The 22,225-nt window shown below is 43.5% G+C and carries 20 protein-coding genes and 1 other RNA gene; 18 read left to right on the top strand and 3 right to left on the bottom strand.

The genetic code is table 11. The features are described from left to right. Window positions 1-25: 25 nt before the first annotated feature. The 8 genes from ACAW68_04790 (at window position 26) to ACAW68_04825 (ending at window position 5,969) form a co-directional block, all read left to right on the top strand. Complete coding sequence (locus tag ACAW68_04790; protein XGA16880.1) at window positions 26-253, top strand: hypothetical protein; 228 nt, start codon at window positions 26-28, stop codon at window positions 251-253. Beyond that, the gene (locus ACAW68_04795; protein ID XGA16881.1) at window positions 243-563 is read left to right on the top strand and encodes a phage holin; all 321 of its coding nucleotides are present in this window, start codon (window positions 243-245) and stop codon (window positions 561-563) included. Before ACAW68_04790 ends, ACAW68_04795 begins: the two co-directional genes overlap by 11 nt. Then, window positions 560-1,891, top strand: a complete 1,332-nt coding sequence (locus ACAW68_04800; GenBank protein XGA16882.1) for a carbohydrate binding domain-containing protein — start codon at window positions 560-562, stop codon at window positions 1,889-1,891. The genes ACAW68_04795 and ACAW68_04800 overlap by 4 nt, the downstream gene beginning before the upstream one ends. Window positions 1,892-1,914: 23 nt before the next feature. Further along, window positions 1,915-2,265, top strand: coding sequence for a hypothetical protein (locus tag ACAW68_04805; GenBank protein ID XGA16883.1), 351 nt, complete (start codon window positions 1,915-1,917; stop codon window positions 2,263-2,265). 1 nt (window position 2,266) lies between these two features. Next, entirely contained in the window at window positions 2,267-3,520 is a 1,254-nt protein-coding gene (locus ACAW68_04810; protein ID XGA16884.1) for a GH25 family lysozyme, read from the top strand. A gap of 255 nt (window positions 3,521-3,775) precedes the next feature. Continuing rightward, window positions 3,776-4,429: a hypothetical protein gene (locus ACAW68_04815; protein XGA16885.1), complete on the top strand. Its 654-nt coding sequence runs from the start codon at window positions 3,776-3,778 to the stop codon at window positions 4,427-4,429. Next, window positions 4,422-4,820, top strand: a complete 399-nt coding sequence (locus ACAW68_04820) for a hypothetical protein (GenBank protein XGA16886.1) — start codon at window positions 4,422-4,424, stop codon at window positions 4,818-4,820. Before ACAW68_04815 ends, ACAW68_04820 begins: the two co-directional genes overlap by 8 nt. Before the next feature lie 165 nt (window positions 4,821-4,985). Continuing rightward, on the top strand, window positions 4,986-5,969 hold the full coding sequence (locus ACAW68_04825; GenBank protein XGA16887.1) for an Abi family protein: 984 nt from the start codon (window positions 4,986-4,988) through the stop codon (window positions 5,967-5,969). A gap of 333 nt (window positions 5,970-6,302) precedes the next feature. On the opposite strand, the gene ACAW68_04830 is transcribed toward ACAW68_04825, so the two are convergent. After that, window positions 6,303-6,767, bottom strand: coding sequence for a hypothetical protein (locus ACAW68_04830; protein ID XGA16888.1), 465 nt, complete (start codon window positions 6,765-6,767; stop codon window positions 6,303-6,305). 375 nt (window positions 6,768-7,142) lie between these two features. Here ACAW68_04830 and ACAW68_04835 point away from each other — a divergent pair, with 375 nt between their 5' ends. Further along, window positions 7,143-7,883, top strand: a complete 741-nt coding sequence (locus ACAW68_04835) for a DnaD domain-containing protein (protein XGA16889.1) — start codon at window positions 7,143-7,145, stop codon at window positions 7,881-7,883. Between the two features lie 64 nt (window positions 7,884-7,947). Here ACAW68_04835 and ACAW68_04840 read toward each other — a convergent pair whose 3' ends face one another. Both ACAW68_04840 and recU read right to left on the bottom strand, forming a co-directional pair. Next, window positions 7,948-10,212: a PBP1A family penicillin-binding protein gene (locus ACAW68_04840; protein ID XGA16890.1), complete on the bottom strand. Its 2,265-nt coding sequence runs from the start codon at window positions 10,210-10,212 to the stop codon at window positions 7,948-7,950. Between the two features lie 15 nt (window positions 10,213-10,227). After that, the gene (gene recU / locus ACAW68_04845) at window positions 10,228-10,833 is read right to left on the bottom strand and encodes a Holliday junction resolvase RecU (GenBank protein ID XGA16891.1); all 606 of its coding nucleotides are present in this window, start codon (window positions 10,831-10,833) and stop codon (window positions 10,228-10,230) included. 103 nt (window positions 10,834-10,936) lie between these two features. Here recU and ACAW68_04850 point away from each other — a divergent pair, with 103 nt between their 5' ends. The 9 genes from ACAW68_04850 to uvrB all read left to right on the top strand — a co-directional run bounded on the left by ACAW68_04850 (window position 10,937) and on the right by uvrB (window position 22,188). Continuing rightward, entirely contained in the window at window positions 10,937-11,518 is a 582-nt protein-coding gene (locus ACAW68_04850; protein XGA16892.1) for an SLOG family protein, read from the top strand. A gap of 88 nt (window positions 11,519-11,606) precedes the next feature. Further along, window positions 11,607-11,975 carry a cell division regulator GpsB gene (gene gpsB / locus ACAW68_04855; protein ID XGA16893.1) on the top strand — a complete coding sequence of 123 codons (369 nt, stop codon included), beginning with the start codon at window positions 11,607-11,609 and terminating at the stop codon, window positions 11,973-11,975. 24 nt (window positions 11,976-11,999) lie between these two features. Then, window positions 12,000-12,369, top strand: an RNA gene (gene rnpB / locus ACAW68_04860) — RNase P RNA component class B. A gap of 214 nt (window positions 12,370-12,583) precedes the next feature. After that, a complete protein-coding gene (locus tag ACAW68_04865) occupies window positions 12,584-13,714 on the top strand; it encodes a class I SAM-dependent RNA methyltransferase (protein ID XGA16894.1) in 1,131 nt (376 codons plus the stop codon). Between the two features lie 27 nt (window positions 13,715-13,741). Further along, window positions 13,742-16,033 (top strand): DNA helicase PcrA, encoded by a 2,292-nt coding sequence (gene pcrA / locus ACAW68_04870; protein ID XGA16895.1) that lies wholly within the window; start codon window positions 13,742-13,744, stop codon window positions 16,031-16,033. A gap of 17 nt (window positions 16,034-16,050) precedes the next feature. Next, complete coding sequence (gene ligA, locus ACAW68_04875) at window positions 16,051-18,087, top strand: NAD-dependent DNA ligase LigA (GenBank protein XGA16896.1); 2,037 nt, start codon at window positions 16,051-16,053, stop codon at window positions 18,085-18,087. A 58-nt stretch (window positions 18,088-18,145) separates the two neighbouring features. Then, window positions 18,146-19,333 (top strand): CamS family sex pheromone protein, encoded by a 1,188-nt coding sequence (locus ACAW68_04880; protein ID XGA17003.1) that lies wholly within the window; start codon window positions 18,146-18,148, stop codon window positions 19,331-19,333. A gap of 99 nt (window positions 19,334-19,432) precedes the next feature. Next, complete coding sequence (locus tag ACAW68_04885) at window positions 19,433-20,068, top strand: YfbR-like 5'-deoxynucleotidase (protein XGA16897.1); 636 nt, start codon at window positions 19,433-19,435, stop codon at window positions 20,066-20,068. A gap of 104 nt (window positions 20,069-20,172) precedes the next feature. Continuing rightward, a complete protein-coding gene (uvrB, locus tag ACAW68_04890; GenBank protein ID XGA16898.1) occupies window positions 20,173-22,188 on the top strand; it encodes an excinuclease ABC subunit UvrB in 2,016 nt (671 codons plus the stop codon). Window positions 22,189-22,225 lie beyond the last annotated feature (37 nt).

The following is a 22,225-nucleotide window of genomic DNA, read 5'->3' on the forward strand; positions in this document are numbered from 1 at the left end:
AAGTAATAAAAGAAAGGCGTAGGATATGGGATTTTTTCCACACGACTTAGCGGGCTGGCTCGCAGTTCTGGCAACCCTAAGTGCCGCAATGTGGTTCGTAATCAAGATGACTTTTGTCAAAGCAATCGACAGTCTGAATAAGACGATTGCCGGTTTGCAGGACACCTTGAAAGGGTACGATCATCGCATTGACGACCACGAAACACGTATCAGAGTAATCGAGGATTGGAGGGAACATCAAGATGACAAATAACTTAATAACCCTTGCAGAAGCGCTTTGGCAGTCAGGTATTGTTCCAGCGCTTTTAATTTTGCTCATTGGTTGGGCTTCAGCACGATTCGCCCGCAATAAGAGGCTAACAGCCTTGTTAGGTATTGCAGAAAATGCAGTGAATTGGGCTGAGGTGACCTTTGACGGTGGCCAAACGCAAAAGGCTCAAGCCATCAAGATGATTACAGATTATCTTATGAAGGCTGACAAGGCTCATCTGTTCACTGCTAAGCAGATTGATGACGCAATTGAATGGGCTGTCAAAGAGATGAAGAAGGGAACGATTAAATGAAAACAGTAAAGATTTTGGGCGACACCCTAAACAAGGTGGCCGATACATCAACAGTCTTTGATTTTCGGCTCTGGAATGAAGGTCAGGCACAAGATGTCACTGGTAAGGCGGTGTCATTCGTGATTGCTAATGATTCTGGCTATCTATTCGATGCACCAGCTGTGGTTGATGGTAACGTGGTTTCGTTGGATTTCTCAAATGACTTATTAAAGCAATTGACGCCTGACACGTATCACATGGAAGTATCTGTTACCAACGAAGACGGTGATGTTGAGGTATACCCCTCACAAGGCACAATCGACTTCACGGTAGGTAAGAACCTTCATGGCACACAAGGGAAGTTAGTCCCGCAGATTACATTTGATACGGTTTTGGCTTCAGTTGATGAGAAGATTGCTGAATACGCAAAGATGCTTCCCAAGGGTGATAAGGGTGATACTGGTGCCCAAGGACCTGCTGGACCGGTTGGACCCAAGGGAGATAAGGGTGATAAGGGAGACCAAGGTATTCAAGGCCCTGTGGGACCTAAGGGAGATATTGGCCCTAAGGGAGACCAAGGTATCCAAGGACCCCAGGGACCACAAGGGCCTAAGGGTGATATGGACCTATCTCAGATTTCAGTAGGTGGACGGAATTACCTATTGAATTCGTCAGGTATGAACTCGTCTGACTCGATTAGGCCTGTGTTGAAAGGGGGTATTTCTGACAACACGCCGTCCGTTAGTTATTCAAATGAAGGAATAAAAGTTTCAAACAATAACGGCAATAAGGAGTGGTTCTATGGACTGACAAAAGCTTTTGCAAGCATAACCACAACTCCTATTGTGGCCGGTAAAACTTATACGTTATCAGTTAAAGTTAAAGGAGACGTTCCGCAAGTTGCTCTTCGTGTTGGAATCAAAAGCGATGTAGCAGAATGGCCAATGTTTAAATGTAATGCAATTAACATTAATACATGGACTACGGTAGTATATACATTTACAATTCCTTCTACTACCACAAGTTTTTTCATCAGAATTCAAGGCGCTAATAATAATCAATACGCTTCTGGTTTTACAGGAAATGAGTCCTTCACAATGAAGGAGTTGAAGCTAGAAGCCGGAAACGTTGCTACTGACTGGACGCCAGCACCAGAAGACGCGTCAAGCAACGATGCACAACTAGTCCACAAGACAGGAAACGAAACGCTTGCAGGGGATAAGGCGCTTGTAGGCAACACAACTCTTGCAACAACTACCATATTGGCGGGTAATTACGGGCTAAGGGTTACCACAAGTGGTATTCAAAAAACGACAGATGGTAAGACATGGGTATCTGCCAACATTTAACGGCATCATGAAAGGAAATAAAAATGATAGTAACAGTAAACTTCGCAGATCCGCAAGTGCGGCCGGAAAATGGACCAGTGGGAATTGAAATCTCACAGGTCATTATGCCTTATTCAATTCATAACACAGAAGATCCATCTCAATATTTGGGCGGTCAAACTGTTTTGACGAAGGCTGACGGTGTAACACTTGCTGACAATACAGCTGATTGGAATAAGTTGGCGCTTGCTAAAATCAAGAATATGGTGGCTGCATCAGACATTTACGTGCCAGACCCAATCATTGGAGTTCCTGAAGGACTACCAGCAAGTTCGGCAGTAGAAGCTCCAGTAAGCTCAGCTCCCACTCAGGTAACGACAACAACGAAGGTTTAATATGAATAAATTGCTGAAAAGCGCTTTGGTTACGACTGGAGCGCTTTTAATTATGGGATCAGTACCATCAGTACAGGCTGCCAAAGGTGACCAGGGTGTTGATTGGTCAATCTACCAAGGTTCACAAGGTAAGTTTGGATATGGCCACGATAAGTTTGCCATCGCTCAAATTGGTGGTTATCACGGGTACATCTATGATCAATCTACTTATGCCACGCAAGTCCAATACGCAATTGCTCAGGGCAAGCGCGCTCACACGTATATGTGGTGGCAAGATATCACTGATTATGCGGCGGCTGATAAGGTATTGGACTACTTCTTGCCGAAAATTCAAACGCCAAAGGGGTCGATTGTCGCTCTTGATGTTGAGAGTGGCGTGCAAAATACCGACGTAATCATGCACGCCTTGCAACGCATTAAGGACGCTGGTTACACACCAATGGTTTATGGATACAAGAACTACTTGCAATCCTCAACAGACCTGCAACGCATTGCTAAGTCATATGAATTGTGGCTTGCTGAATATCCAAACTACGAAGTGACGCCAGAGCCAAACTATAACTACTTTCCATCATTCGATAATGTCGGGTTGTTCCAATTCACATCGACTTATATTGCCGGTGGGTTGGACGGTAACGTTGATTTGAGCGGTGTTACTGATAATGGTTACAAGAACGGTAACCCTAACAAGCCAAACACGGATACACCTGCCGTTGATGCTGGTAAGGAAGCTGACAACACGCCAAAGGCAGACATTGCGCCAGGTATGACTGTTAAGGTAAACTTCAGTGCTAAGAACTACGCAACTGGTGAGAACATTCCTGACTATATCAAGGGTGTTCCACACAAGGTGTTAGAAGTTGATGGCGACCGCGTGTTGCTTGATGACATCTATTCTTGGGTATCAAAGAAGAACGTCGAAATCTTGGACGCTAACACGCAAGATGACTCGGCAGAGTTTAACGGTGTATTCTATCTGGATAGCTGGCAATATGAGCTGGGTGGTGTGTACGTTCGAAATAATGATATGGCTATTCCAGTAGCAGACTATCACAACGATATGCCAGCTGCATCAGTAACGTTGACCGACCGTCATGGTAACCCATTGGCGGACCAAAACGGCCTTGGTAACAACGGAGTTCCGGAATACTTCACTTTGAATGGTAAGTACACGGTATTGCAACGCGTTGGATCATCAATTGAAGTAGAGATGAATGGCGAGTCTGTCTGGTTGAAGGCTGCATACGCTGAATAAGTAAACAGGTCGAATTCGATCAGTTTGTGACCGACAATATTGTCGGTCACAAATAGATAAAGCCCGTCTGGACTAGGTGTTATTGCACTTAATCTAGGCGGGCTTTTTTGCTTAATTGATTAATACTGGCACTTTAAAACACCAATTATAATGAGGCGAAGCTTAACAAAATTTAGGTATTTGTAATATAAGCTGTTGATTAATGGTGGTTTGTGCTGTATTATAAATTAATTATCAAATTTAATGGAGGTTTGCATGAGCATAATTAATTCTAATTCTAACGAGTTAGCACTTGCTAACTGGCTCTATGAAAACGATCCAAGGTCATATCAAAATACCCGTAAGTTTCAAAAATTTTTGTTTTTCTACGAGGTTTTCTCCAAGGTAAACGAAAAAGAATATGACTTGGGTAGATTTAAAATATGGATGCACGGCCCAGTCAATTCGGTAGCATATGGTGATTATACTTATAGGGGTGCCGATTTTGTAACTGCTTTTAAAAAAGTAGAGGAGAAGGTTGATCAAGAAATCGCACGCAAGGCGGATTTTTTGGTTCAAATTCTAAACACTGAGGAAATTTCTGAACTGACTCATACGTTTGATTTTTGGAAAATACCTGCCATTAAATTGTCAGGAAGTTGGAATGATAATGTTTCAGCAAGTGAAAAGAACTTTTCTTCTACTGACATGGAAAGGGCACACAGGCTGTACACAATGTATGATGATACGTTTATAAGGAACTCCGAAGTCATTCATACGTTCGGTAAGCATTTTGTTATTTCTAAGAGCGATAAAGAAAATCTTACTTCTGAACATATTGAGGTATTGGAAAAGCTGTCAACTGATACGAGTCTTATGAACCCAATATTTGTTGAAATTGACAATGACGGGAGGCTGGCAATTGATTAATCCTTCCGATGTTGTAAAAATGTTTATACCCTTTCCGAGTATTGAATCCGGATTAGCTTATAAAAAACATATGTATGTTGTGGAGAATGATAGGTTTTCTGTTTTTGCGATTCAAACAGCTAAACCTCAACTTGTAGAGCAAGCGGTTTTAAATAACTACTTAGTTCTAAATCCAGGTGATATGTCTCCCGTTGTTCGACGATCTTATTTAGGGATGGATACTAGGTTTATACTTGAAGGAGTTGAAATTTCGGACTCTGTAAAGGCAAGTATTGGACTTTCGGAGTATCTATTCGATATAGTAAAATCAAAAGCTAGATTTGTTACTGACAACGTAGTGTTGAATCAAAGAGAAGTTGCACAGCTTAATGAAGGTGTGACTTTGTTGTAACGCGAACTAATAATTAAGCCCGTCTGGACTTGGATTAACTTCCTCGTCTGGCGGGCTTTTCTGTATTGAAATTGACATTCAATATGGTGCCGCATATAATAAAGGTATATCAAGTCCCCGGGCAATTATGTTCGGGCTTTTTTTATAGTAAAGTTGGAATTAAAAATGAATATACAAGATGAAGATCAAAAACTTGTAAATGTTTTTAGTGATCGAAAGATGACAATCGATTCAGAAAATGCAAGTATCTACATTAAAAATATCGGATACTATAAGTTAAAAGAATACGCAAAGCCATTTGTAAGGGATGGTCTATATGATGGACTACTATTCAGCAGTGTGTTAAAACGATATTTTTTTGATAAAAACCTAAGAATACATTTATTACATATTATCGAAATGATTGAACTAGCCTTTAAAAACAGTCTTGCCGAGCTAATAGGTAATGACTCTGGCCCATTTGGATATTTGGACTTTTTAGTTTGGGCTGATCAAGGACGTTATACCTCTGAGTATATTATTGGAGAACAATCTTTGATAAAAAATACAATTTTGAAAAGAATTAAAAATATGAATGAATATTCAAATCCAGAATATTTTGACGAAAAAAATCTCACTTTAAAAGATAATAAATATAATAAAGTAGAAAATGGTTCTCAACCTAAGAAGTATCCTACCGTTTGGCTAGCATTTGATTTATTATCATTTGGACAATTACATCATATTTACCAACTTTTACCGTTGGAAAGTAAGGATAAAATTGCTAAAAATTTTAATTGTGGTAGTTCTGAATTAAATTCATGGATTGGGGCAATGGTTTTAGTTAGAAACGTTTGTGCACACAGTTCTAATTTAATTGATATTGAATTTAAAACTGTGCCAAAATCTAAAGTCGAATGGAGAGAATATTTACATGTTCACGAACGAAAAAATGGTAAAACTGAGATAACTAATAAATTAGCCAGCGTTATTATTCCGATAGTTTATTTGGCTCATAATATAGATCAAAATTATGGTTTTGGAGACATTTATAAAGATATTCAAAACGCCATAAAGCCTGTAAGAAAAAACGGTGAAAATCAAGCGCAAGCATTAGGCTTTAGTAGCAAGGCAAAAATGATTAAGTTCTTTTCAAATTATTTTCAATAATAACTTTAGTTGATTTACTTGAAAAAAGCCCGCTGGACTTGGATTAACTTCCTCGTCTGGCGGGCTTTTTATTGTACAATAATTAGGTGAGGGAATGACAGGTCATAACCTGCAAACTAAAAATTTAATTCAGCTTAGTTTGCGCCAGCCGATATGAGGCTTAATATTTGCGCCATATTTGCGCCAGTAAACGCTCAAACTACTGGTGTATAAGCATTTACACATTCCCACGTACGATGAACCGTTTGTGGCCATAAGCTAAAATAAACATACAAAAACCACTGAAACAGTTGATATAACGGCTTTCAGTGGTTTTTTGTATGTATTTAATTATCATTGCAAAGCTTGTGTCGCTGCTAGATCATCACCGGTACTGGTATCTGCAGTAGCAGTACCATCATCTTGTACTTGGGTTGCGGATGCAGTTGCTTGCGAATCAGAAGCAACTGGTACTTCGGCCGTTTCGGGTTGTGAATAATATGATGTGGCAGGTGCATAAGCTGTGTCGTCACTTGGAACATTAGTGTCGGCAACGGATTCTTGCACGTCAGCCGAAGTAGCGACTGCTGGTTCATATGTATCTTGAGGCGTCACAACAGTAGCTGAGCTTGCTTGTTCTGTTGAAGAACTCGCTGATGATGACGAAGAACTACTTGATGTGATGATTTTAGTTTTTGGATGGTGAACCTTAGTAGATTCGGCTTTTTTATTTGTGTAATGTTCTGCGGCCAACATTACGCCATCTGTACCTAACACTAGAACGACTAGTGCGCCGGTAATGAATTTTCCATATTTCATACTCAAATTTCCCTACAAGGTTTAACGTGGACTAGTTATTGCACGTGACATGTTGTGTTTTTACATCAACTTCTAACTTTATGTAAACATTATATCAATAAAACGGACGCGATCCCTTGATATATATGGATCTTGCCTGTTTTTAAATAATTTTTTATTTGTTTTTCTTTTTTCGGCGACCGATGAAGAACAATGCTACGAGCCAGAACCAGGGACGTAGCCATAGTGGGCGATTGTCATGACTATTCATGCTAAAAATCCTCCTTTACACCAGCGTACGATAAATATCGTCATCGCGTTGACGGAAATATGAGGGTATAATAGAAAAATCGAAAAGTGTGGAAACACGCTTTCAAATTTTAGTTAGGGGAACGTATGACAGATAAATTAAATTTTGCAGCGTTTATGCAAGCTGGTACAACGAGCATCAGTAACTATTTACTACAACATTATCGTGACCTTGGCATGACAAACGAGGAACTGCTGGTTTATGTACAAACGAAGGCAGGTATTGATCGTGGCGAGCTAGAGCCAAGCACGCAAAAAATTGGGGATACGCTTGGTTGGGATGCACAAACGGTGTTTGGACATCTTGAAGCCATGCGCGCAAAAGGGTTGGTTAATTTTGTTAGCATGCGCGATGGTGCCGGCCGTGTTAGCACACAACTGGATTTCCAACCACTATACGACAAATTGGTGTCTGAACCAGGTAGCGACGCAATGACTGCTGCGCAACGGGTTGCAACGCAAGGTCAACCAGTCACGCATCAGGACGATTTGAGTCGCGCTGCGATTTACAATCTGATTGAGCAAGAGTTCGGGCGACCATTAAGTCAAATGGAGATGGAAACCGTTAAGAACTGGTTTGATGTTGATCATTTTAAGCCGGAGTTTATCAAGGCTGCCGTTCAGGAAGCAGTCTTAAATGCAGCGTTGAATCTGCGTTATATTGAGACGATTTTGGTGGCTTGGCAGAAGAAGAATTATCGTTCTGTCCAAGAAGTTCGTCAAGAACGTCAGAAGCGTACGCAGTTTAAGCAGTTGAATTCGGATGAAAAGGTCAATATTCCAACCAATGTTGATATTTTGAATACTGACTGGTCAAAATATAAGTAATTAAAAAAGCAAGGGGTCGAACGGTGATTAAACCATTCGACCCCTTGCTTTTTAATTAATTTATTTACGGCTGTCGCTGTTGCTGTGAAGACGAACTAGCGGGCGTTGAGCTGGAGCTTTGAACTGACGAACTAGCAGGTGTTGAAGAACTTGCTGGTTCGCTTGATGCAGCTGGAGCTTCAGATGAACTTTCAGCAGGTTGTGTTGAACTGCTATAAGTTGAACTTGCTGACGGCGTGTACGTTGATGTAGCACGTGAAGATGAGTAAGTTGGCGAGTAGGTTGTGGCATAACCGACAGTCTTTTCGTTTGCCACGTTAGCGCCAGCTACTTGATATTCCTTCTTACCGTTAACATAAACTTGCTTTACGGTTGAAGGAGCGGTCCAATCTGATCCGTCCATTGAAGAATCAGACATCACGTAATCCATCAAAGCGCTGTAAACCTTCAACATGATGTATTGCTCGTTACCAGTCAAATCGTGACCAACTTCATTTGGTTCGTCGTAACCAGTCCAAACAGAAATGGTTGCGCTCTTTGTGTAACCTGTGAACCATGTATCCATAGCTGAGTCGGCTGACATCTTTGAATCTTCGCCATAAGCGACGGTACCAGTCTTACCAGCTTGGTTGTAGGCATCAGTGGCAATCATCTTAGCGTATGAATCGCTGACAACTGACTTCAGCATGCTTGTCATCATAAATGCCGTAGAAGACTTCATGGCAGTTGAACCCTTAGAGCTAAACTTCTTCACGGCGCCACTACGATCGGTAATCTTAGAAATGTAAGATGGCTTGTAATACGTACCACCGTTTGCGAAAGCAGAGTAGGCGGCTGCTTCTTGCTCAGTTGAGATATCAATTCCGATGGCGTTTGAACCGACCATCTTCTTTGGATTCTCGTTAATACCAAGCTTCTTCAAGAATGCAGCTGACTTGTCGTAACCAACTTCTTGCAATGTTTGAACGGCAGGAATGTTACGAGATTGTGCAATCGCTGTACGCATCGAAATCGTACCAAGATAGCGGTGGTCAAAGTCGTTCACGGAGATGTTCGTGCCAGGATACTTGTAGGCATTATCATCAACGGCATGGTTAGTTGACCAGCTCATATCTTCAATTGCTGGACCGTATGCGACCAAAGGCTTAGCAGTTGAACCAGATGAACGACCTTGGTTTGTTGCGTGATTAGTTCCGAATAGGGTAGTCTCCTTACGACCACCAATTTGGGCAATCACATCACCGTTACGTGGGTCGGTCACCGTCAAACCAACTTGCATCTCGTCATCAGGCCAAGCAACATAGTTTTCCGTGTTGACGATGTTGTAAGCACGGTCTTGAACCTTGGGCTCAAGATTCGTTTGAATCGTCAAACCGTCAGTGTCAGGGTTGTAGCCGAGACTCTTCAATTCTTCGTTTACTGACGTGATGTAGGCTTGGTTAACCTTAGTCTTCTCTTCAGAATTTTCAAGTTGATCTGTGTGAGTTGAAACCAAACCATCGTCGATAGGCGTCTTCATGTACTCATTAGCCTTGGCTTGGGTGATAACACCGTTTTGGGCCATCGCTTCAAGTACTTCGTCACGACGATTCTTGGCATCCTTTGGGTTGGTGTAAGGATCATAGCCAGTAGGTGATTGTGGCAATCCAGCCAACAATGCCATTTGAGGTGTTGATAATTGGTCGAGTGACTTGCCGAAATAGTAATCGGCAGCCGTCTTCATACCGTAAACACCGTTACCCATATAGACCTTGTTCATGTAAAGCGTCAGAATTTGATTCTTTGAATATTGCTTTTCTAGCTTCAAAGCAAGCCAAGCTTCTTGTGCCTTACGCTTCAACGTTTGATCACTGGTTGCCGTTGAGAAAACAGTCAACTTAATCAATTGTTGTGTTAGGGTAGACCCACCTTGCAAACCGAGTGATGATCCAGTGAAGTTAGCAAAAGCAGCTCCAAGGATACGACGTGGATCAACACCGTGGTGCTTGTAGAAACGACGATCTTCAATTGAGACAACGGCCATACGCATTTCTTGTGGAATCTCAGATTGCTTGGCCATCTCACGCTTTTGTGAGCCACTTGTATAGAAAACGTCACCGTTCTTATCCAAGTACTGGGTTTGTGAAGTGCCGACAAGAGCAGCATTTGTCACTTTAGGTGCTGATGAAGCATAGTAGGTGAAAGCACCAACTCCGGCTAGTGTGCCGGCTGCGCCAAGGGTCACTAGGGTTAGCAACGTATACTTTGTATATCGCTTCCACTTTGGACCTGGCTGGGATGTCTTCTTTTTTGAACGTGACCTTTGCACGCGTGACATCTCTTCTGTCATAACAAATAGTTCTCCTTATACTTTACGTTGATTAAGCAGTTCATCAATAGCGGTTAAATAAGGGGTGGTTGGATTAATTCCGAGGGGAACCAAAGCGCCTTCTTCCTTAATAACATCGTATGGAATCGACTTTCGCTGGGTTTCTTGATTGTCCCAGTAAGTGAATAAGAGCTCTGCCCAAATGACGTATGTCTCGTTTAGGTTTGAAAAGCGAATAATCATGAAAGCGAGTCCGTGTTGTGTAACCACTTGCTTCAAATGCTTAATCTGATGTTCATGGACATTTTTTAAAGGAAACGACTGTTTATTGGTCGTTTCCTTCGCATCGAAGTCGATATAATGCCCATTATAAACACCATTGTAATCTGTGGTAGAAGCCTGTCTAAAGTAAGCTTCCGTAATTTTCGCGGCTGAACGGGCGGGATAACTCACATTAACAATTTGGATGGGCGTGGGCTTTTTATGGATCACGGCCTTATCCGTTGCTAAGTAGTACGCGTTTGCGTCGTTCAAGTCATTTTCCAATGACATACCACGGTTACTTTGGGAAACACCTTTAGAAACCGGCTTTGAAAACGCACTCGGATTAAATTGGCGTCCATTTGGATAGTTAATAGCCATTTCGTACTCCTGCGTCTTAAGGTATCCTTTATATTATAGCAAAATGACAATTATTCTGACAAACTTTCCTATAATGTAAGTAATACGTAAAGAGGTGATGAAGTTGACAGTTGATGGTGAGTTACATCGAATTTGGATTACGGGCTTTCGTAGTTACGAACTGGGCGTAATGGGCACAAAAGACCCAAAATTGATGGTTATTAAATATGCATTGCGTAAAATTTTGGAAAATGCGATCCAAGATGGCACGGATTGGTTGATTACCGGTGGGCAATTAGGCATTGAACAGTGGGCAATTGAGGTTGCGCTAGAATTACGAGACGAAGCGTACCCAGAGTTTCAAATTGCTTTAATGACACCTTTTAGTAAGTTTGGCAGTCAGTGGAATGAAGCGAATGCGGAAAAATTGACGCAATTAAAAAACTCAGTCAATTTTACCAGCGCTGTGTCGCAGGGGGATTTTGCTGGCCGTAATCAAATGGTGACTTACCAAAACTTTATGTTGACGCACACCGACGAGGCGGTCATTTTCTTTGATGAAGAAGCGACGGAATCAAAGGCGCGGTATGATGATATTGCCATTCATGATTTTGCTGAAAACCACGATTATCCAGTACGCCGGGTGGATTTGGATCGCCTACAAGACTACGCGACTGAGTATCAAGAAACGCTCTGGGAAGACTAGGACACAAACAATTCACATAAAGTGCTTTTGTAACTGAGTTTAAAACCTGTTAAACTAATAATACGAACAAAACGGAGGAGTCCTAGTGATGGAAAACGTGCTACACAACCGCGAGGAAATTTTGACGAAGGAATTTAAGAAGACGCGTATCGGTACTGGATACGATATGACGGATGTTGATTCTTTCTTGGATGAAATCATGTCAGATTACCAAGCGTTCCAAAGTAATATTGATGAATTGACGACACAAAACGAGAAGTTGAAGGCTCAAGTCGCTGAATTGACGAAGCAAGTGTCAGTTGCAGCAACGGCACCTAAGGCATCTCCAGCGCCAGTGGCAAACACAAACATGGATATTTTGAAGCGTTTGTCTAACTTGGAACGCCGTGTATTTGGTACGGCTTCTGAGGCACCAGCACCAGTTGCCGAAGAAAAGGCTACACAAACTGCTGAATAAGTGTATAATAAGTAAATACGATGCATTAGCGGGTAATTGCGTATGGCTTATGCCGTATGAGGAAAGTCCATGCTCGCACTGACTGCGATGTCAGTAGTGTTCGTGCTAGCTGAAAAAATAAGGCTAGGCAGCCGACTTGTCGGTTGACGGCCAACGAAAGACCTACGGGTAACTATGGTTGAGTAGTTGTTAAAGTGCCACAGTGACGAACCGTCAAAGAAATGCGACGGGTGGAACGCGGTAAACCCCTCGAGCGGGCAACCCAAACTTTGGTAGGGGCGCTTGACCTAACAAATTGAAGTGATGGTCGGGGAGACAGAAATGTCTGAGATAGATGATTGCCACCGAATATTGACCGCCAATCGATATTCGGTACAAAACATGGCTTATAGCTGATGCATCAGGCAGCCGACGTCCTTGTGGCGTCGGCTTTCTTTTTGCACTTAAACCCGGGAAACTGGGATACATAAAGTAGAGTGGGAGTGTCGGAGGTTAAACCTCCGACGCGACCAAGTCGCACTTATCAGGTGCGTCTTTGGTCTTACTCCCGACTAAAGTCGGGGGTTAGACCAACAGCTGCTGTGATAACTAAGAAAAAGGTGACAATTATGCAAACATTTAAATTGATGGCCACCATGGGAGCAGGACTAGAAGCCCTTGTTGCTCGTGAGTTGAAGGACATGGGTTATGCAACCCAAACTGAAAATGGACGTGTTTTCTTCCAAGGAACGGTTGAAGACATTTACCGCACTAACTTGTGGTTGCGTGTAGCTGACCGTGTCAAAATCGTCGTAACAGAATTCGATGCCAAGACGTTCGATCAATTGTTCGAAAAGACGAAGGCATTCCCATGGGAAGACTTGTTGCCATATGATGCTGAATTCCCAGTAAATGGTCGTTCAAAGAATTCTATTTTGCACTCTGTACCAACGGTGCAAGCAATCACGAAGAAGGCGATTGTTAACCGCTTGACGGATGCTTATCACGCACGTGGCTACTTGCCAGAAACGGGTAACCGTTTTGTTTTGGAGACAGCCGTGGATAAGGATCACGTCATGATTACGTTGGATACGACGGGTGATTCATTGTTCAAGCGTGGTTACCGTACTGAAAAGGGTGGTGCACCACTTAAGGAAACGATGGCCGCTGCATTGGTTAACTTGGCTCACTGGTTTACTGATAACCCATTTGTTGACCCAACGACTGGTTCAGGTACCATTGCCATCGAGGCTGCGTTGATTGGTCGCAACATTGCGCCAGGATTGAACCGTGAGTTCGATATTACGCAATGGGATTGGTTCGACAAGAAGATTGGCGAAACATTGAAGGCACAAGCACGTCAAATGATCGATTTTGATGTTGAGTTGGATATTGAAGGATTCGATATTGACGAAAACATGATTGAAATCGCTAAGGCAAACGCTGAAGCTGCTGGTGTTGGTGACGACATCACATTTAAGCAATTGGCTGCCAAGGATTGGTCAACTGACAAGATTAACGGTGTGTTGGTTGCAAACCCACCATACGGAGAACGTTTGGGTGACGAAGATGCTGCTCGCCAACTTTACAGTGAGATGGGCCACATCTACAACAACATGCCAACTTGGTCAAAGTACATTTTGACGTCTGATGAAGGCTTTGAAGAAGCGTTCGGTGCTAAGGCTACTAAGAAGCGTAAGTTGTACAACGGTGCATTGAAGGTTGATTTGTACCAATACTGGGGAAAGAAGATCCGCTAATTTTTAAAGATTGAAAGGGGCAAACACATGAGTTCACTACTTGATGGCATGAACGACAAACAGGCAGAAGCGGTTATGATAACGGAAGGCCCGTTGCTAATTATGGCTGGTGCCGGATCTGGTAAAACACGTGTTCTGACGCATCGTGTCGCCCACTTGATTAAGGATTTAAATGTGATGCCATGGCGTATTTTGGCCATCACATTTACGAATAAAGCTGCCCGCGAAATGAAGGAACGTATTGGTCAACTAGTTGATGCAGAAGATGCAGATGCTGTTTGGGTTTCAACATTCCACGCGTTGGCAGTGCGTATTTTGCGCCGTGATATCGATAAGTTGGGCTACAAGAAAGACTTCTCAATTATTGATGCCGGTGCCCAACGTACATTGATTAAGCGTATTTTGAAGGATATGAACGTGGATATTGAAAAGTACGATCCACGTTCAGTGCTTGGTGCGATTTCTAACGCGAAAAACGCGATGGAAAAGCCTGAAAAGTACGAGGAAATGGCTAATGGGCCATTTGAAGAGATTGTTGCAAAGGCGTACAAGGAGTATCAACACCAATTGGCGTTGGCACAATCAGTTGACTTTGATGACTTGATTATGTTGACCATCGAACTATTGCACCAAGAACAAGAAGTGTTGGCATTCTACCAAGAAAAGTTTTTGTACGTGCACGTCGATGAGTATCAGGACACCAACGATGCCCAATATGAATTGGTCACGTTGTTGTCAGCTAAGCACCGCAACTTGGCCGTAGTTGGTGACTCAGACCAGTCTATCTATGGTTGGCGTGGTGCGAACATGCAAATCATCATGAACTTCACCAAGGATTATCCAGATGCGAAGACGGTTATGTTGGAACAAAATTACCGTTCAACACAAACCATTTTGGATGCGGCAAACGCGGTTATTGAACACAACAACGAGCGTATTGCTAAAAATCTTTGGACGGACAACGGGATGGGAGAAAAGATTACCTATTACCGTGGTCAATCTGACAAGGATGAGGCATTGTATGTCATCGCACAAATCCGCGATGGTGTAAAAAACGACGAGCGCAACTACCGTGATTTCGCTGTACTTTACCGTACGAATGCGCAATCACGTGGAATTGAAGAAGCTTTGGTGAAGGCGAACATCCCTTATACGATGGTCGGTGGATCAAAGTTTTATGAGCGTAAGGAAATTCGTGACGTCTTGGCATACTTAGCCTTGGTCACGAATCCGGCCGACAATGAAAGTTTCTTGCGTGTTGTCAATGAGCCGAAGCGTGGCATTGGTAACACATCAATCGAACGCTTGCGTTCATTTGCCCTGCAACAAAACTGGCCATTGTTGGATGCTGCGCAAAATGCAGTGATGATTCCAGGATTGACGGCCCGTGCGGCTAACCAATTAACGCAATTTGCAGACTTGATTAGCTCACTTCGTCAACAAATGACGTTTGATTTAAGTATCACTGACTTGACGCGTCAAATTTTGGAGCGTTCTGGTTATGAGGAGCAATTTAAGGCATCCCCAACCCCAGAAAACCAAGGTCGCCTTGAAAACTTGGCCGAATTCCTTTCAGTAACGGAAGAGTTCGACAAGAAGTACGAGCCAACTGAAGAAAGCGTCTCAAAGTACGTTGACTTCCTTGGGGAATTGGCATTGGTGTCTGATTTAGACAGTGTTGACGAAGATGCTGACAACCAAGTGACGTTGATGACGTTGCACGCTGCCAAGGGATTGGAATTCCCAGTCGTCTTCTTGGTTGGTATGGAAGAAAACTTGTTCCCATTGTCTCGTGCTGCAGCTGATGACGCCCAACTAGAAGAAGAGCGTCGTTTGGCCTATGTTGGTATTACGCGTGCGAAGCAAAAGTTGTTTATTACGAATGCTTATTCACGTTTGCTATACGGCCGTACAACGAGCAATATCCCATCACGTTTCATCGATGAAATTAGTCCAGAGTTGATTCAACAACCTGCTGGACAAACATTGTCAACAACAGCAAATCGTGATGGTGCTTTGCCATTTGCGCGTCGCACACAACAAGCGACAGCTACGACGTTTGCCGGTCGTCAACGTCAATCATCGGTTGCGTCAACGCCAGCCCGCACAACATCTTCAATGACGACGAATAACCCAGGAACCGGTGCTGATAAGGCGGCATGGACAATTGGGGATGCGGTTAGTCACAAGAAGTGGGGCGTTGGTCACGTTGTGAAGGTGTCAGGAACCGGTGAAGACCAAGAATTGGACATTGCGTTCCCAGATCAAGGTATTAAGCGTTTGTTGGCTGCCTTTGCACCAATCCAAAAAGTCAATTAACAAAGAGGGACTGTTGAATGGCAGATATTAATACGGATATTAAAGATCTTTCGCAAGAAGAAGCAGCAACTGAGATTGCTGCCTTGCAAACTGATTTGAAGCAATGGGCGCGTGAATATTATGAAAACGATGCTCCGTCAGTTGAAGATTCAGTTTATGACGTTGCATATAACCGACTTGAAGCGTTGGAAGCAGCTTTCCCAGCTTTGGTGACGGCTGATTCTATCACACAACAGGTTGGTGGTCGTGAAGTGAAGTCGGATTTGCCAAAGGTTGCTCACCCGGTGCCAATGTTGTCACTTGGTGACGTCTTTTCATTCGAAGAGTTGGCGGACTGGATGGCTACGACCCAAAAGTCATTCCATGAGTCATTGGCATACAATGCCGAATTGAAGATTGATGGTTTGGCGATTAGTTTGGTTTATGAAAATGGGGCACTTGTGCAAGCCTCAACACGTGGTGATGGAAGCATCGGTGAAGATGTTACCGCCAACGTTCGTCAAATTAAGCGCATTCCAAAGAAGCTAAATGAACCACTAACTGTTGAAGTCCGTGGTGAAGTTTACATGCCTAAGGCAGCGTTTGTGACGTTGAACGAGGAGCGTGAACGTGATGGCTTGCCAACGTTTGCGAACCCACGTAACGCGGCTGCCGGATCTTTGCGTCAACTGGATGCAAAAATCACTAAGCAACGTCAACTAGATGCGTTCTTGTATTTTGCGGTCGATGCTGAAAATGTGTTGGGTGTTACAACGCAGGCTGAATTACTGGCTCGTATGGCTGAACTTGGTTTGCCAACTAATCCAACTAACGCGGTGGTTAGTTCAGAAGCCGATGTTGAAGCGTACATTACGAATCAAACGGCAACGCGTGATGATTTGGCATATGGTATCGATGGTATCGTTGTGAAGGTCAACAATTTGGCCTACCACGAAGAACTAGGTAATACGGTTAAGGTGCCACGTTGGGCCATTGCTTACAAGTTCCCACCGGAAGAAGCACTGACAGTTGTGCGTGATATCGAATGGACGGTCGGCCGTACTGGTGCTGTCACCCCAACTGCGGTGATGGACCCTGTCCAATTGGCTGGCACGACCGTTTCGCGTGCCTCTTTGCACAACCCAACGTACTTAGAAGCGAAGGGTATCCGCATTGGCGATACAGTCACGTTGCACAAGGCCGGCGATATTATTCCGGAAATTGGTCAAGTGATTTTGAAGCAGCGACCTGCTGACTCAATCGAATACAGCATGCCATTGGGGTGCCCGGCCTGTGGCCAAGAATTAGTGCACGTTGATGGCGAAGTCGCACTTCGTTGCATTAACCCATTCTGCCCGGCCCAAGTGCAAGAATCATTGACGCACTTTGCGTCACGTGATGCCATGAACATCGACGGGCTTGGACCAAAGATTGTGGCGCAATTGCTTGATAAGAAGATGGTTGATCAAGTGTCAGATTTGTACCGATTGACGTTTGAACAATTGATTACATTGGATAAGTTTGGTGAAGTGTCAGCAAACAAGTTGCTAACAGCTATTGAAAATTCAAAGGCCAACTCAGTTGAACGTTTGTTGTTCGGACTTGGTATCCGTAATGTCGGTGCCAAGGCTGCGAAGACGATTGCGGCAAAGTTTGTCACATTGGATGCGATTGCCCATGCAACGGCTGAAGAAATTTCTGAACTGCCAGGTATGGGATTGATTATTGGCCACAGTATCGCGCAATACTTTGATACAGAGCACGCGCAAGAGTTGGTTCGTGATTTCGAAGATTTGGGTGTTAACACGCGTTACACACAAGCAGTTGAAGTTGCCACTGACACAGTCTTTTCTGGTAAGCGCGTGGTTTTGACAGGAAAGCTTGAGTTGTTCAGTCGTTCAGACGCGACGACTTGGCTTGAAGCGCAAGGTGCAACAGTGAGTGAATCAGTTTCAAAGAAGACGGATTTGTTGATTGCGGGTGCCGACGCGGGATCAAAGTTAACAAAAGCCCAAGAACTTGGCATAGAGATTTGGTCAGAATCACAATTGCGTGATAGTATGGAAAGTAAATAATAATCAAAAACGAAACCGCTCGATGAAGCTGTCGAGTGGGTAAAAGGAGTTTTTCATGATGCGTGCACTTAAATGGATTGCTGCACTAGTCGCTGTGGCAGTTTTGGCTGTAGCTTTGGTCTTCTTTGGTAACTTTTTCTCTAAGAATTCATCATCAGTTGATAATTCTGGTACGACGAAGACGACGCGTTCATCTTCATCAAAGAAGGGTGTTCAGGTTACTGGAAAAGCTGACGACTCAGTTTATAAGACTGTCATCAAGGACGGTAAGTATTTGACGAGCAAGACCCGTGGCTTGACGGCGCAACAAAATGCCGGCAACACGTTCAACTTGGTTGGTTTTGAAGATGGGTTGCTTGATTTTTCTAAGGACCACTTCAGTACGTCTAAGTACGTGTTCCAAGAAGGTCAATATTTGTCTACAAATACGGCTGTAGATTGGTTAAATCGTAAGTCAGAAGAAAACCCAACGGGATTGAACCCTGAGGATAACGGTAAGACTGATGATTCACGTGCGCCAATCTACTTGCAAACGATTGAAGAACAAGACTTCATGACACAAGACGGTGATAACTTGAAGTTGGCTGGTATTGTCATCGGTATGGGTATGAACACGCAAGATGTTTACCAAAAGGAAAAGGATGGTCCTAGCTTTACGCAAGATATTGATAAGGCTGACCGCATTGCTCATGGTAAGGAAATGGCTGCTGAAGTCGTTAAGCGTTACCGTGCAATGAAGGACATTCCTGCTGATGTACCAATCTACGTGGCCATGTATGCTCAAGCTAAGGACGACTCATTGGCCGGCGGTAGCTTCTACAGCTGGAACGTGTCTAAGTCAGGTAATGAACTTGGTTCATGGACTGACTTGAACAATCAAACGGTTGTGTTGCCAATGCAAGAAGGTACGGCGTCATCAAAGTCAGTTGCTAGTTCATTGAACACAAGCTTCACGAACTTTGTGGACAAGGTACAAGGATTCTTCCCTAACTTGGCGTCTGTTACTGGTCAGGCAGCTTACCGTGATGGTACGTTGCGTGGTTTGAATGTGACGGTCTCAACGCAATTCTACTCAGCAACTGAAATCCAAAGCTTTGCTAACTACATTGCACAAATCGCACCAAGCTACCTACCAAATGGTGTGCCAGTTCAAATTCGAATTGAAGCCTCAACGGGTATGCAAGCATACGTGACGACGGATGCAAAGGATAACAAATACACAGTGACGATTCTTGGATCGTACTAATTGCTTGAAACCAGGTCATTTGACCTGGTTTTTTGCTTGCAATCAGTAACTTAAACAAGTATAGTAGTAAAAATATATTTTTTTGGGAGGATGAATGAAATGGGGATGCATCAATATTTATCAGGTTTGAATGAACTTGAAATGATCACACGCGCACCGGGGTACTTTAAGTATCAACCTCATTCAGTGGCCGCCCACTCATGGAAGGTTACCGAAGCTGCCCAATTCTTGGGTGACATTGAAGAACAAGCGGGTAATGACGTTAACTGGCGTATGCTTTACGAAAAGGCTTTGAATCACGATATTACGGAACGTTTTATCGGTGATATCCGTACACCAGTTAAGTATGCGTCAGCAACTTTGCGCCAAATGTTGGCGGACGTTGAAGACTCATTGTCAGATAACTTTGTTAAGACGGAAATCCCAGTCGAATTGCAAGAAGCCTACAAGCGTCGTCTTCACGAGGGTAAGGATGATACGCTTGAAGGACGTATCTTGTCAGTGGCCGACAAGGTTGACTTGTTGTACGAAGCATACGGTGAATTGCAAAAGGGCAATCCAGAGCCTGTGTTCTTGGAGATTTACAAGGAAAGTCTTGAAACGATTTTTGCTTTCCGTGACATGCCAAGTGTGGCGTACTTTATTCGTGAGGTGCTGCCAGAGTTGCTGGACGAGCAATTTCCAGGTTCAGAACAATTACAACGCATCTACATCGGCATCTTCAATGCAAAGTAGACATAAGTTGTTATAATGATAAATAGAGAAGTCCACTGTTCTCAGTGGGCTTTTGTGTTTGTTGAGAGAAAAAATATAAAAAAGCAGAAAGTGAGTAGGCGAATATGATTAATCGTGATGACAGCCATACCTATGAGGTTGTTTCAAAGTATGAGCCAACCGGTGACCAACCAACCGCTATTGATAAGTTGGTAACTGGCTTGAAGAATGGCGTCAAAGAGCAGATTCTGTTGGGAGCAACGGGAACTGGAAAGACATTCACCATTTCAAATGTGATTGCACAAGCGAATAAGCCGGTTTTGGTTTTGTCACACAACAAGACTTTGGCAGGCCAATTGTATGGTGAGTTTAAAGAGTTCTTCCCAAATAACGCGGTTGAATATTTCGTGTCTTACTATGATTACTACCAACCTGAAGCGTATGTGCCATCTTCTGACACGTATATTGAAAAGGATTCATCAATTAACGATGAAATCGATAAGCTCCGTAATTCAGCGACGGCATCATTGCTAGCCCGTAACGATACCATCGTGGTCGCTTCGGTGTCATCTATCTTTGGTTTGGGTAGTCCTGAACAATATAACGACCACGTCATTAATGTCCGTGTTGGTGACGTTATTGAGCGTAATGATTTGATGCGTCGTTTGGTTGATATTCAATTCCAACGCAATGACATTGACTTCCAACGTGGGCGTTTCCGTGCACGTGGGGATGTTTTGGAAATCTTCCCAGCATCATCTGACGCCAAGGCGATTCGTATTGAATTCTTTGGAGATGAAGTTGACCGCATTCGCGAAGTTGATTCATTGACTGGCGAAGTGACTTCTGATTTGGATTTGGCAACAATCTTCCCAGCAACTCACTTTATGACTAATGATGAGATTCGTGAGCGTGCGTTGAAGACGATTCAAGCTGAGTTGGACGCCCAACTGAAGGTGTTCGAAGAAGAAGGTAAGTTGTTGGAGGCTCAACGCTTGAAGCAACGTACTGAATACGATATCGAAATGATTCGTGAAATGGGCTTCACCAGTGGTATTGAAAACTATTCACGCCACATGGATGGTCGTGCACCGGGTGAGCCGCCATTTACACTACTCGACTTTTTCCCAGATGATTTCTTGATTGTTGTCGATGAGTCTCACGTAACGATGCCGCAAGTGCGTGGTATGTACAAGGGTGACCGCGCACGTAAGGAAACTTTGATTGATTATGGTTTCCGTTTGCCATCAGCTTTGGATAATCGTCCACTCCGTTTGGATGAGTTTGAAGAACACGTTAACCAAATTATTTATATGTCAGCCACGCCGGGTGATTACGAAGAAGAGCGCGTTTCAAACAAAGACGTTGCACAACAAATCATTCGTCCAACTGGCTTGTTAGATCCTGAAATTGAAGTGCGCCCAGTTATGGGTCAAATCGATGATTTGTTGGGTGAAATTAATGAGCGTGTGGCCAAGGATGAGCGTGTCTTTGTGACGACATTGACGAAGAAGATGGCCGAAGATTTGACGGACTATCTTGAAGATGTCGGGGTCAAGGTCAAGTATCTGCACTCGGACATTAAGACACTAGAACGAACTGAAATCATCCGTGATTTGCGTTTGGGTAAGTTCGACGTGCTGGTGGGAATCAACTTGTTGCGTGAAGGAATTGACGTGCCTGAAGTTTCGTTGGTGGCTATTTTGGATGCCGACAAGGAAGGCTTCTTGCGTAATACACGTTCATTGATTCAAACAATCGGACGTGCTGCACGTAATGAGAATGGACACGTGATTATGTATGCGGATGATGTGACGGCCTCAATGAAGGCTGCCATGGATGAAACAGCGCGTCGTCGTGCCATTCAAATGTCATACAATGAAGAACACGGTATTACACCGCACACCATCAAGAAGGAAATCCGTGGCTTGATTGCGGTGACGCACGAATCTGAGGATAACAGCAACAAGTCGGCAAGCTTTACAGAAGTGGCCTTCAAGGATATGGCGCGTCCAGATCAAGAAGCTATGATTGCCAATTTGGAAGATCAAATGCGTGCTGCGGCCAAGCGTTTGGACTTCGAAGAAGCTGCTAGCCTCCGTGATGCGGTGATGGAATTGAAGTTACAACTCGGTGTTTAATTTCCCATCAGACGGGAGCATAAAATCGTTTGTGTTA

This window comes from Weissella confusa, assembly GCA_041871065.1.
In the GTDB taxonomy this organism is placed as follows: domain Bacteria; phylum Bacillota; class Bacilli; order Lactobacillales; family Lactobacillaceae; genus Weissella; species Weissella confusa_A.